Annotated in this window: 7 protein-coding genes; all 7 read right to left on the minus strand. The window is 74.8% G+C overall.

The genetic code is table 11. The features are described 5' to 3' along the window. Positions 1–124: 124 nt before the first annotated feature. Positions 125–1,786 (minus strand): ABC transporter substrate-binding protein, encoded by a 1,662-nt coding sequence (locus AB0H81_RS39720; protein ID WP_358386047.1) that lies wholly within the window; start codon positions 1,784–1,786, stop codon positions 125–127. Between the two features lie 122 nt (positions 1,787–1,908). After that, positions 1,909–4,884: an aminotransferase class III-fold pyridoxal phosphate-dependent enzyme gene (locus AB0H81_RS39725; protein ID WP_358386050.1), complete on the minus strand. Its 2,976-nt coding sequence runs from the start codon at positions 4,882–4,884 to the stop codon at positions 1,909–1,911. Between the two features lie 256 nt (positions 4,885–5,140). Then, positions 5,141–5,896, minus strand: a complete 756-nt coding sequence (locus tag AB0H81_RS39730) for a TetR/AcrR family transcriptional regulator (RefSeq protein ID WP_358386053.1) — start codon at positions 5,894–5,896, stop codon at positions 5,141–5,143. An 8-nt stretch (positions 5,897–5,904) separates the two neighbouring features. Further along, positions 5,905–7,029, minus strand: coding sequence for a phosphotriesterase-related protein (locus AB0H81_RS39735; protein ID WP_358386056.1), 1,125 nt, complete (start codon positions 7,027–7,029; stop codon positions 5,905–5,907). Between the two features lie 96 nt (positions 7,030–7,125). Then, positions 7,126–8,655, minus strand: a complete 1,530-nt coding sequence (locus tag AB0H81_RS39740; RefSeq protein WP_358386059.1) for an aldehyde dehydrogenase family protein — start codon at positions 8,653–8,655, stop codon at positions 7,126–7,128. Between the two features lie 83 nt (positions 8,656–8,738). After that, the gene (locus tag AB0H81_RS39745) at positions 8,739–10,157 is read right to left on the minus strand and encodes a DUF1338 family protein (protein WP_358386062.1); all 1,419 of its coding nucleotides are present in this window, start codon (positions 10,155–10,157) and stop codon (positions 8,739–8,741) included. Between the two features lie 38 nt (positions 10,158–10,195). Next, positions 10,196–13,008: FAD-linked oxidase C-terminal domain-containing protein (locus AB0H81_RS39750; protein WP_358386065.1), on the minus strand; the 2,813-nt coding region annotated here is incomplete at its 5' end.

Raw genomic sequence — 13,008 nt, forward strand, 5'->3', positions numbered from 1 at the left:
TGACCAGCTTGTCGACCTCAGCCTTGTCGTCGCCTACCTTGGCGGCGCGGTTTCGGCCTCCGCCAGGGCCTTCTGGGCTTCTTCGCGGCGCTCGCAGCCGCCGGAGCAGGTAGGAGGCCATGCGTCAGCCCACCGCCCCGAGCCGGTCCGCCCACGGCGCGAACAGATGCTGGGAGGAGACCGTCGCGCCGGTCAGCCGGGAGTTGAGCACGAGCACGGTGTCGGGGGCGACGACCGGGATCCACGGCAGGTCGCCGGTCACGGTCTGCTGCGCCCGCACGGTCAGCTCGGCCCGCTCCTTCGGCTCGGCCGCGCCGCGGGCGCGCTCAAGCAGGTCCGCCGCCTCGGCGCTGCGGTAGCCGCCGTAGTCCTGGGAGCCGCCGGGCAGGGCGAACGAGGCGTAGAGGGCGCCGGGGTCGGCCCAGTTGGGGTAGTTGGTGGTGAAGAAGCCGTCCACGTCGGCGCGGGCCTTCGGATCCAGGAAGAAGCCGCCGTAGGCGTCGGCGGAGACCGCCTTCAGCCGGGGCTTGAGCCCGATGCGCTCGGCGGCCGTCTTGAACAGGTTGGCCTCGGTGACGAGCTTGTTCAGCTCGTTGCTCATGCCGAACGTGACGGTCTTCCCGGTCGCGCCGGCCTCCTGCACGAGGCGGCGCGCGGTCTCCAGGTCCGCCTTCTGGTCAGGCAGGGCGTTCCAGGCGGCCTCGAACGTGCCGCGCTCGTACCCCCAGGTGCCGGGCGTGCCGAGCGCGCGGGCGGGCTGGGCGGTGCCCTTGTAGAGGGTGGCGATGTACGCCTCGCGGTCGATCGCGAGGGAAAGGGCCCGGCGCACGCGCGGGTCGGCCAGCGGGCCTCGGCGCAGGTCGGCCACGATCAGCGCGTCGATCAGGTACGACGGCCCCTGGTACACCTTGACCGCGTCGCTCGCCCGGACCTGGTCCATCGTCGACAGCGGCAGCTCCAGGTAGGCGCCGTCCACCTCCCCGGTCAGCAGCGCCGCCGTCAGCGTCGCCTCGTCGGGGACGCCCTTGAAGTCGATCCGGCCCGTCAGGGGGACGGCCGAGCGGTTCCAGTACGCGTCGTTGCGCACGACGGACAGCACGTCGCCGGTGCGCCACTCGCCGAGCTTGAACGAGCCGGTGCACATGGCCCCGCCCTGGGCGGTGCCGTAGTCCTTGCCCTTCGCGGTGACGTACGCCTTCGACACCACCATGCCCGGCATGTACGACAGGACGTCGCGCAGCCAGTGGTCGGGCTTGCTCAGGTTCAGCGTGACCTCCAGCGGGCCGGTGGCCTTCACCGAGGTGACGCGGCTCAGCATGGGCACCCAGTAGCCGCCGCCCTTCGGGTCGCGGTTGCGCTCGATGCTGAACGCGACGTCCTCGGCGGTCATGGGGGAGCCGTCCCAGAAGGTCACGCCCTCGCGCAGCCTCAGGACGGCCGTGCGCGGGTCCGGGTACTCCAGTGCGGTCGCCAGCCCGGGCCCCACCGAGCCGTCGGGGCCCTGGCGGAACAGCGACTCGCACAGGAGGCTCGTCACGGTGATCTCGGGGTAGTCGCCCGCGGTGATCGGGTCGATCGAGGTGGTGCCCCGGTACAGGGCCCAGGTGACCCGGTCCACCCGGCCGGTGCCGGCCGTGGTCGTCGTGACCAGCTCGCGCCCTGCCGCGCCGCCCGGGGACGCGCTGCCGGCCTTGTTGCCGGGGGTGCCGCCGGTGGTGTCCCGGTAGCAGCCGGCCGTGGTCATCGCCAGGGCCGCCGCCGTGGCCGCGAGGACCGTCTTCCGCATGCCTTGCATCTGTTGAACCGCCCATGGTGCTCGGGGGCGTCGCCGTCCCAGCCGGTTAAGTAATCGAACGATCGCTCAAATTAGTGCCCGCGTCAAGGCACGTCTCACAAACGGGATGTTCTTCAGAGGGCCTTCTCGACCTCGTCCAGGGCGTCGCCGAGGACGTCCAGGAACAGGTCGCAGTCCGCCTCGCCCAGCACGAGCGGCGGCTTGATCTTGAGGACGTTGTCGTCCGGACCGTCCGTGGAGACGAGCACGCCGCGCGCCTTGACCGCCTCCTTCACGGCTGCCGCCTGCGCCGTGGCCGCCCGGCGGTCGTCCAGGCTGAGCTCCACGCCGAGGAAGAGGCCCTCGCCGCGGACGTCGCCCACCAGCGGGTGGCGCTCCTGGAGCGCGCGCAGGCCGCGCAGTAGCCGCTCCCCGAGCCGCCGCGCCCGCGCCTGGAGCCGCTCGTCGCGGATGACGTCGAGCACCGCCAGTCCCACCTCCGCCGACACCGGGTTGCCGCCGAAGGTGTTGAAGTACTCCATGCCGTTCTCGAACGAGCGCGCCACCTCCGGCGTCGTCACCACCGCCGCGAGCGGATGGCCGTTGCCCATCGGCTTGCCCAGCGTGACGATGTCGGGCACCACGCCCTGCGTCTCGAACCCCCACAAGTGCCGGCCCACCCTGCCCAGGCCCACCTGCACCTCGTCGGCCACGCACACCCCGCCGGCCGCCCGCGCGAGGGCGAACGCCTCGCGCAGGTAGCCGTCCGGGTAGACGATCTGCCCGCCGCAGCTCTGCAGCGACTCGGCGAAGAACGCTGCCGGCCGCCGTCCCGCCGCGCGCAACCCGGCCAGCCGCTCCGCCACCGACGCCGCGTACCCGCGCGCCAGGTCGCGGTCACGGCCTGTCCGCAGGCGCCCGCGGTAGGGGTCGGGCAGCTCGCAGACGTGCGTGGTGCCCGGCCGGCCCCGCCCGCCCCGCCGGTCGAACTTGTACGGGCTGAGCGCGATCTGCGAGCTGAGATGGCCGTGGTAGGCGTGGTCCAGGACCAGCACGTCCTCGGCGCCGGTGTGGGCGGTGGCCAGGCGCAGGGCCAGGTCGTTGGCCTCGGAGCCGGAGTTGACGAAGAAGCACACGCGCAGCGGGTCGGGCAGCAGCTCGACCAGGCGGCGCGCGTACTCGACGAGCGACTCGTGCAGGTAGCGGGTGTTGGTGTTGAGCAGCGCCGCCTGCCGGTGACCGGCCTCGACCACCCGAGGGTGGCAGTGCCCGACGTGGCAGACGTTGTTGACCAGGTCCAGCCAGCGGCGGCCGGAGGCGTCGTAGAGGTGGGCGCCCTCGCCGCGCACGATGTGCAGCGGCTCCCGGTAGGACAGGCTGAGGGCGCGGCTGAGGTTGACGCGGCGGCGCGCGGCGACGTCCCGCGCCGCCCGCCGGGGCGCCGGCGGAGGACCGGCGGGAGGGACGGGTCGTTCCCGGGGATGCGGGCGGAGCAGCGCGCCGGGGTGCAGGCTGATGCCGGTCCACAGGTCGGCCTCGCCGGCGGGCGCCGTCCAGGGGAACGCGGCCCCGAGGCCGGCGAGATGGGTGACGAGCTGCACTCCCAGCGTCACCGGTCCCTCCGGGGGCGCCGTGTCCAGGGTGCCCAGGGGGTCGCCCGCCGAGAGCCGCGTCCCGGGCCGCAGCGCCGCCACGGAGGCCGGGGCCAGGTGCCGGTAGAGCGTCCAGAACGGCTCGCCATCACCGGTGCGGTGCTCCAGCACCACGACGCCCCCGCCCTCGGCGCGCACCGCGTGGACGACCGAGGGGAGCGGGCACCGGACGGCGGCCCCGGCTACGGCGGCCACCTCGATCCCCAGCCGCACCACCGGCCCGGCCTCCTCCGCCTCCGCGCCGCCCGATCCGGTGTCGCGCGGCTCGGTGGCGTCCGGTCTCGGCCGGTGCGGTGGCGGCGCGGGGGCGGGCAGGTCGCCGTACCCGCCGGCGACACCGCCCTCCACCCCGTCCTCCAGCAGCGGCGCAGGCCGCGCCTCGTCCGCGTCGAAGTGGCGGCGCACCGCCCGAGCCCGGGGATCCGGCGCGTACCCGACGGCGTCGCGCAGCCGGAAGTGCGCGAGGTCCGCGTCCGTCCCCGCCAGGCGCCGCAGCGCCTGCGCCACCCCGTGCCGACTGACCAGCAGGTACGTGTTGTCCGGGTCCTGGGCGTGGTGATGTGCCGACAGGCACAGGCTGATCGCCAGCCGCGTGCGCGTCAGGTCGAACAGCACCTCCAGTTCCTCCGGGCGCAGCGGCGTCACCTCGTCGTACCCGGCCACCAGCGGCAGCACCGCCCGCAGCGGGTCGGCGTGCCCTTGCGTCGCGTACGCCGCGGCGACGGCCAGCCCGCACACGCGGGGATTCCACACCACGTCGCCGAAGTCGATGAGCCCGGCCACGGCGCCACGGTCGTCCACGAGGATGTTGAGCTCGTTGGCGTCGTTGTGGATCACCTGGTGCGGCAGGGCGGCCAGACGCGGTGCGACGTGGGTGCGGTAACGGTCGAAGACCTCCTCCACCAGAGGCCGCAGCTCTCCGGCCACCAGCGGCGCCAGCCCGGCCACCCGGGGCGCGCTGGTGAGGCTCCACAGCAGCTCGCGGCGCATGCCGTGGTGGGTGAAGCCGCGCAGCGCGAGGTCGACGGCGGCGACGTGCCGCCCGAGGTCGCGCAGACGCTCCTCCGTGGGCCGGATCTGCGCCCACGGGCGGCCGTCCATCCAGGTGAGCATGCGGGCGGCCCGCGTGCCGTCCGGCCAGGGCGCCGGTACGGTGTGCCGTCCGTCGAGCGCCGCCACCGGGCGCGGCGCGGGGGGAGCGCCGGGCGCCGCGGCGAGGTGCAGCAGCGCGGCGTCCTGCAGGTCGAGCTCCACGGGGTCGGTGCCCGGAGCGTGGATCTTCAGGACGTGGCGATCGCCGTCCGGGGTGGTCAGGCGGTAGTTGCGGTCCTTCTCGCCGGGAAGCGGCTCCAGCCGCCCCTCCAGCCCGAACAGCTCCCGCGCCACGCCCGCGGCGAGCGCCGCCTCCTCGGGGTCTCGCGGCGTCTCCGCGGCAGGGGACAGGTCCGTACGCGTCACGTCAATCTCCGCTCATCGTCCGGCGTCTCCGCCGGGCACGACGCAAGTCTGATCGAACGATCGCTCAAATAAGGTGGCCTGTCAAGACCCCGGCCGGGCCCCGCCCCGCCCCCCCGGCCCGGCGGCCAGGCGGCCGGGGGGCGGGGAAGGGGAAGAGGCGGCGCCAGGCCGCGGCCGGTCACAGAAGGGACGGCGGCCTTGCGGCGGCGCGGCGGGTCGAGGGAAGGGACGACGGCCTTGCGGCGGCGCGGCGGGTTCACAGGCCGGCGGGCTTGCGGCGCGGCTCGATGGACAGCTCGACCCGCTCCAGCAGCACGTCCATGTCCAGCCTGGGCAGGTCGCGCATCTCCAGCGGGCGCCCGTCGCGGTCGGCGCCCATCAGCGCGAGCCCCATGTCGGCGAACCGCTCGCAGAGCTCCGCGATGCCCAGCTCGCCGGTGGGCCGGTACCACTGCGCGACGCCCGTCGCCATCTGCAGCATCGCCAGCCGCGCCACGGTGCCGCGGTCCTTGAAGACGCCCGCCTCGACGCCCGCGCGCAGCGTGTCGGCCCAGACCTGCTCGTAGGCGTCGCGCATCCGCTGGATGTCGCGCCGGGCCGGGCCGGCCAGCGCCTGGAACTCGTGGTCGGCGACCTTGGCGGCGCGCGGGTTGCGGGCGTGAAAAGCTACGTGGACGGCCATCAGCGCGGCCAGGCGCTCGGCCGGGTCGTCCACGTCGGCGATGGTCTGCGCACTCGCGGTGGTCAGCACGTCCATGACCCGGCGGGAGACCGCCTCCAGCAGCTCGTCCTTGGAGGAGGCGTAGTAGTACATCGCCGAGACGGCCACCCCGGCGGCCTCGGAGATGTCGCGGATGCCGGTGCCGTGGAAGCCGCGCTCGGAGAAGAGCCAGCACGCGGTCCGCAGCAGCCCCAGCTCCGTGCGCGCGGACTGCGCCCGCCTGGTGGACGTCGCCTTCATCCTGCCGCCCTTGGCGCGCTGGCTTCCGCCCGTCTGGTTGGTCGTGGCCATGGCGCCGACTATCCCACAGTGAGGACGGCGGCGGGGTTCGCGACCGTCAGCGTCGTGATCTCCTTGTCGGACATCCCCATGCGCCGCATGAGCGGGACGGCGCTGTCGAGGATGTGGGTGTACCCGGGGCCGCCGTAGCGGCGCAGGTAGACCTTCTGGCAGATGTCCTGGGAGACGAGCAGCCGGTCCAGGTGGCCGGCCTCGGCCAGCAGCTGGAGCCATTCGACGCGGGTGCGGTCGTTGGGGCGGCGCGCGTCGGGGTTGAAGGCGTAGTAGCTGGACTCCTGGCCGAACAGATCGAGCTCCAGGTAGCAGCCCGTACGGGCCAGCTCCAGCAGGTCCTCGGCCCGCCACAGCGTGCGGTCCAGGTGGGACATGACGACCCGCTCCGGTATGCCGCCCGCCTCGGCGACCGCGCGCATCGCCTGGAGCGGCGCGTCGGGGTGGCGGCCGGGGTGGATCTGCAGCGGCGCCCCGGTGGCGGCCTGCGCGAGGCAGGCCGCGCGCAGCACCTTCTCCTCGACCGGGTGGACCGGCCAGCTCAGGCCGATCTCGCCGATGAGCCCGGCGCGGACACCGGTGTCGCTCACCCCCTCCTGCACGTCGCGCACGATCTCGTCGCGCACGGCCTCCACGGGTGTCCGCGTCAGGCCCGGCGGGTGGTAGTCGCGGCAGTAGTAGCCGCTGCCCATCACGATGTGCACGCCGCTCGCCCGGGACACGCGCGCCAGGCCCAGCGGATCGCGCCCCAGGCCGACGGGGGAGGAGTCGACGACCGTGCCGCCGCCGGCGGCGCGGTAGAGGCCGAGCTCCTCGGTGGCGTCGTCCTCGGAGAGCAGGCGCAGGTTGTCGCGGTTGAGGACGGTGCGGCGGATCCAGTCGTAGGTGTCGGGGCGCACCGGGTCGTCGATCCGGGCGCGCACCGAGGCGGGGAACTCTGAAGTGATCCGGCCGCCGGTCCCTGGTGGGGTGTCGTCGTCCCCGGCCACCGGCCGCAGGCCCCACGGCTGGATGATCGGCGACATGTCGCACAGGACGTGTTCGTGTGGCTGGGTGTGTCCGAGCGCGCCGGGGGAGACGTCTCCCAGCACGGTACGCACACGGCCGGCCGCCGCCCCCGTAAGCTCCGCCATGCCAGCTATTCTATCGATCGTTTGTACAAATAAGCAATGGGTCGCCCGGCCCGGAAGCCCGCGGCCGGGCGGCGGGCCCCCGGGACCGGGCGGGTTTCACAGGAAGCTGACGTTCTGGGCCAGGGTGAGCCGGTCGGAGTAGTTCACCGTCGCGGTCGAGCGCCGCATGTAGGCCCGCCACGCGTCCGAGCCGGACTCGCGGCCGCCGCCCGTCTCCTTCTCCCCGCCGAACGCCCCGCCGATCTCGGCGCCGGACGTGCCGATGTTGACGTTGACGATCCCGCAGTCGGAGCCCGTCGCCGAGGTGAACAGCTCGGCCTCGCCCACGTCCCGGGTGAAGACGCTGGACGACAGCCCCTGGGGGACGGCGTTGTTCAGCTCGATCGCCTCGTCCAGCGTGCGGTACGTCTGGACGTACAGGATGGGGGCGAACGTCTCCTCCCGCACGATGCCGTTCTGCCCCTCGACGCGCACGATCGCCGGCTCGGCGTAGAAGGCGGCCGGCGCGGCGTCGGCCAGGCGCCGGCCGCCTCCGGCGAGCAGCTTGCCGCCCTCGGCCCGCGCGGTGTCGAGCGCGTGCCGCATCGCGTCGTGCGCCTGCCCGGTGATGAGCGGCCCGACCAGCGTGGCGTCGTCGAACGGGTCGCCGATGGGCAGCCGCCCGTACGCGGAGGTCAGCCGGTCGAGCAGGGCGTCGGCGACGTCCTCGTGCGCGATAAGCCGCCGCAGCGTGGTGCAGCGCTGCCCGGCCGTGCCGGCCGCCGCGAACACGATGGCCGGGGCGGCGAGCTCCAGGTCGGCCGACGGGGCGACGACGGCGGCGTTGTTGCCGCCCAGCTCCAGCAGCGTACGGCCGAAGCGCGCGGCCACGCGGGGACCGACCTGGCGTCCCATGCGCACGGAGCCGGTGGCGCTCACCAGGGCCACGCGCGGGTCGTCGGCCAGCCGCTCGCCGAGGACGCGGTCGCCGAGCAGCAGCCGGTGCACCTCGCGCGGCGCGCCGGTCTCGTCGGCCGCGCGCGCGAGCAGGCGGTCGCAGGCCAGCGCGGTGAGCGGGGTCAGCTCGGACGGCTTCCACACCACGGTGTCGCCGCAGACCAGGGCGACGGCGGTGTTCCACGCCCACACGGCCGCCGGGAAGTTGAACGCCGAGATGACGCCCACGACCCCCAGGGGGTGCCAGGTCTCGGTCAGCCGGTGGCCGGGCCGTTCGGAGGCGATGGTGCGCCCGTAGAGCTGGCGGGACAGGCCGACGGCGAAGTCGCAGATGTCGATCATCTCCTGGACCTCGCCGAGCGCCTCCGACCGGATCTTGCCCGCCTCGATCGTGACGAGGTCGGCCAGGTCGGCCTTGTGCTCGCGCAGCAGGTCGCCGAGCCGGCGCACCAGCTCGCCGCGGCGGGGTGCGGGCACGGCCCGCCAGGACAGGAACGCGGCGTGCGCGGCGGTGACGGCCTCGTCCGCGGCGGCGGGGGTGGTGGCGGCCAGGCCGAGCAGGCTCTCGCCGGTGATGGGCGTGCGGGCCCGCAGGTCGTCGCCCTCGGCGGGGACGGCGTCCAGGCGGGCCAGGACGTCGAGCGCGCGCCGCCGCAGCGCGTCGGTGGAGGGAAGTGCGGTCGTGGTCATGAACGGGGTCTCCGTAGGGGAATCGGGATGGCGGGGGTCGGTCGGGCGACACCGGTCAGGGCCGGGGCGTGGGGGGCGGCTGGTCAGGGGACGGCGGGCAGGCCGAGGGCTCGGGCGGCCCCCTGGAGGGAACGCTCCTGCTGGGCCTCGTAGAGGGCGAACGGGTCCAGCACGTCGCGGCCGACCGCCTCCGACAGCAGGCCGAGGTCGTAGCCGGCGCCGGTGAGGCTGTCGTCCTTGAGGCCCTCGCCGCTGAGGTTGGACTGGAAGATCCCGGCCGCCGAGCGGGGCAGGAAGTCCTCGTACACGATGGGCTCGGCGCGTACCCACCCGGCGTCCAGCAACTCGGCGAGGTCGGCGACCGGCGGGCGGCCGTCGCGCGGGCGGTCCTCTACCGCGCGGTACGTGAAGAACCCCATGCGGCGTACGGCGAGCTCCCGCTCGGAGGCGGGGAACTCCCGCTCCCACAGCTCCCGGGCCACCGCGTCGCGCCGCGCGGCCTCGCCCCGCCCGGCTCCGGCCGGCACCCTCTCGCGGGTCAGATGGTCGGCGCGGGCGAGCAGGTCGTCGTAGAGGCGGCGCCCGTCGCGGGTGAGCGCGATGCCGCGCGCCTCCACCTCGCCGAAGCGCACCCGAAGCGACCCCGTGGACACCGTCCCGTCCGGCTCCCGCAGGACGCGCGGCTCGGCCAGCGCCCGGAACGACGTCTGCCGGAGCAGCACGTCCGGGCCGGACCACCGGGGCGGCCCCTGGATCGCGTCGATCATGGTGATGCCGCGCTCGGTCATCCGCCGGTAGAGGTCGTCGATGTCGAGCACGCGCGGCGTCAGGTGGTTGATGTGCGTGCTCGCCACCCCGCCGATGTCGGCCGCGACCGCCGACACCCGCTCCAGCTCCTCGTACCAGACCCGGTCGATCGGCTCCGTGGACAGCGCGAACGCCTCCACGGCCAGTCGCAAGAAACGCTCGGCCCGCTCCTCCGGCAGCTCGCCCGCGGCCTCGGCCTCGCCGGCCAGCTCCAGCAGCTCCGGCGGGAACAGCCGCCTGGCCGACAGGAACCCCTCCAGCCGCTCCCGCAGGCCGGCGTCGAAGAAGCGTGGGTCGCCCGGCGTGAGCATCGAGGTGAACACCCGGAACGGGTTGGCGGCCAGCTCGTCCTCCGTCACCGGCCGGAAGGCCGTCGAGACGACGGGCACGGCGCTGGAGGCCGTGTCGCGCAGGTCGTAGAAGCCGACCGGCCGCATGCCCATCGCCCCGAAGATCCGCGCCACCTGCCGCAGTTCGCCGGGCGTGCCGACGCGGATGGCGCCGTGCCGCTCCGCCGTGACCCGCCCGATGGAGCCCAGCCGCTCCGCCCCGGCACCGGCCCGCCGCAGGACGTCGAGGTTGACCTCGTGGGAGACCTCCACGAGCGTCCGGTACGCGGGGACCTCCCGGCCGTACATCTCGGACAGGCGGCGCGCGAACGCGGCACGCAGCCGCCCCTGGGTGATCGTTGACATGCGTGGCCTTTCCCGGTGGTACACGAAGAAGAACGGGATCAGAGGGCTTCGGCGATCAGCTCGGCGAGGTGGGTGGCCCGGCGCCCGGCGCCCTGGGCGATCTGGGTGCGGCAACTGAAGCCGTCGGCCAGCACCGCGGTGTCCGGCCCGGCGGCCCGTACGGCCGGCAGCAGCACCTGCTCGCCCGCCGCCACCGACACCGCGTAGTGCCCGCGCTCGAACCCGAAGTTGCCGGCCAGCCCGCAGCAGCCCGACTTCAGCGCGGTGTTGTCCACGCCCATGCGCCGCAGCAGCTCGGCGTCGGCGTCGAAGCCGCTGGTGGCGTGCTGGTGGCAGTGGGTCTGGCTGATCGAGCGGCCACCGGCCCGGGGCGGCTCCCACCCGGAGCGCACCAGCAGCTCGGCCAGGCCCACGGTGGCCCCGGCGAGCAGGCGGGCCCGCCCGTCCTCGTGGAGCAGCTCGGGCAGGTCCGTCCGCAGCGCGGCCGTGCAGCTCGGCTCCAGCCCGACGATCGGCACGCCCGCCTCCAGCGACGGCCCGAGCGCGTCCAGGGTCCGGCGGCCTAGGCGGCGGGCCGTGCCGAGCTGGCCGGTGGTGAACCAGGTCAGGCCGCAGCACTGCGTGCCCGGCGGCACGCGCACCTCGTACCCGGCGCTCTCCAGCACCCGCACGCCGGCGCGCAGCACCGAAGGGGTGAAGTGGTTGTTGAAGGAGTCCACCCACAGCGTCACCGGGCCGCGCGGCGCCTCGCCCTCACGGGCCGGCCGGCGCCGGAACCACGACAGGAACGTCCGGTCGGCGAAGCGGGGCAGCTCGCGCTCGGCCGCGATCCCGCCGAGCCGCTTGACCAGCGGCGACAGGCGCGAGGACAGCACCGCGTTCACCAGGCGCGGCATCCGCGAGGCGGGCCGGGCGAGCAGCGGCAGCCAGCCCATCGAGTAGTGCGAGGCGGGCCGCAGGCGGCGGCGGTAGTGGTGGTGGAGGAACTCGGACTTGTAGGTGGCCACGTCCACGCCCACGGGACAGTCCACGCTGCACCCCTTGCACGACAGGCACAGGTCGAGCACGTCGCGCACCTCCGGCGAGCGCCAGCCCGTGGTGATCACCTGGCCCTGCGTCATCTCGTACAGCAGGCGGGCGCGGCCGCGCGTGGAGTCCTTCTCGTCGAGCGTGACGCGGTAGCTGGGGCACATGACGTCGCCCCGGTGCTCGGCGGTGCGGCACTTGCCGACGCCGACGCAGCGGCGGGCGGCCCGGGCCAGGTCGCCGCCGTCGGCGTGCAGCGGCAGGACGGTGGCCAGCGGGATCGCCGGCCGCCGCGGGTCCACGCGCAGGTCGCCGTCCACCGGCCGGGGCCGGACGATCATGCCGGGGTTGAGCCCGCCGTCGGGGTCCCACAGGTCCTTGAACCGCTCGAACAGCGCCATGACCTCCGGCCCGTACATGAGCGGCAGCAGCTCCGAGCGGGCCTGGCCGTCGCCGTGCTCACCGGACAGCGAGCCGCCGTGCTCGGCCACCAGCCGGGCCGCCTCGGTGACGAAGGACCGGAACGTCGCCACGCCCTTCTCGGTGTCGAAGTCGAAGTCGATCCGCACGTGCAGGCAGCCCTCGCCGAAGTGGCCGTAGACGGCGCCGCGCAGCCCGTGGCGGTCCATGAGGGCGGTGAAGCCGCGCAGGTACGAGCCGAGCCGCTCGGGCGGCACCGCGGCGTCCTCCCAGCCGGGCCACGCCTCCGAGCCGTCGGGCATCCGGGTCGCGAGGCCGGCCCCGTCCTCACGGATCCGCCACAGCCGCCGCGCCCGCTCCGGTTCGGTGACGGTCAGCGCGCCGGTGAACCCGGCCGCCCGCCCCGCGGCCTCGCCCAGGACCCGCGCCCGTTCCGGCAGGTCCGCCGGTTCGCCGCCCAGCTCCGCGAACAGCCACGCCTGCCCCGGCGGCAGCGCCTCGATCTCGGCCCGCGTCGCCGGGCGGGTCACGATGCCGGTCAGCGACCGGTCCAGGCCCTCCAGGGCCAGCGGCCGGTGCTCCAGCAGCGCGGGGACCGCGTCCGCCGCCTCGCCCGCCCCCTCGAACCCGAGGACGACCAGGGCGCGCGCCGGCGGGGGCGCGACCAGGCGCACGGTCGCCGACAGGATCACCGCGCACGTGCCCTCGCTGCCGGCCAGCGCCCGGGCCAGGTGGAAGCCGTGCTCGGGCAGCAGGTGCTCCAGCGCGTACCCCGACACCTGCCGGGGGAAGCGGCCGAGGCCGGTCCGCAGCGTGGCGAGGTTGCGCCGGGCCAGCTCCGCCAGCGCGCCGACCAGCCGGCCGCGCTCGCCGCCCCCGGCCACGGCCGCCGCGACCTCCTCCTCGGTCATCGCGCCGACCGTCATCACGGTCCCGCCGTAGGTGAGCACCTCCAGCTCCACCAGGTTGTCGGCGGTGCGCCCCCAGGCCAGCGAGTGGGAGCCGCACGCGTTGTTGGCGATCATGCCGCCGAGCGTGCAGCGGCTGTGCGTGGACGGGTCGGCGCCGAACACCAGCCCGTGGGCGGCGGCGGCCGCCTGGAGGTCGTCCAGGACGACGCCCGGCTCGACGGTCGCCGTGCGCGCCTGCGGGTCCACCGCGAGGACGCGGTTGAGGTAGCGGGAGAAGTCGAGCACCACGCCCGAGCCGACGGCCTGGCCGGACGTGCTCGTCCCGGCCCCGCGCGAGGTGATCGGCACGCCCAGGCGGCGGCACACCGCGACCGCCTCGATGACGTGCCGCCGCTCGCGGGGGAACACCACGGCCATGGGGACGCGCCGGTAGTTGGACGCGTCGGCGGAGTACTGGGCGCGCCGGCCGGCGTCGGCCGCCACCTCGCCGCACC

Origin of the sequence: Nonomuraea sp. NPDC050691, assembly GCF_040654455.1 — a bacterium.
Classification (GTDB): domain Bacteria; phylum Actinomycetota; class Actinomycetes; order Streptosporangiales; family Streptosporangiaceae; genus Nonomuraea.

Coding starts and splice junctions, on each gene's coding strand:
- AB0H81_RS39720 (WP_358386047.1), bottom strand. CDS start 1,786: ATGCGGAAGACGGTCCTCGCGGCCACGGCGGCGGCCCTGGCGATGACC.
- AB0H81_RS39730 (WP_358386053.1), bottom strand. CDS start 5,896: ATGGCCACGACCAACCAGACGGGCGGAAGCCAGCGCGCCAAGGGCGGC.
- AB0H81_RS39735 (WP_358386056.1), bottom strand. CDS start 7,029: ATGGCGGAGCTTACGGGGGCGGCGGCCGGCCGTGTGCGTACCGTGCTG.
- AB0H81_RS39740 (WP_358386059.1), bottom strand. CDS start 8,655: ATGACCACGACCGCACTTCCCTCCACCGACGCGCTGCGGCGGCGCGCG.
- AB0H81_RS39745 (WP_358386062.1), bottom strand. CDS start 10,157: ATGTCAACGATCACCCAGGGGCGGCTGCGTGCCGCGTTCGCGCGCCGC.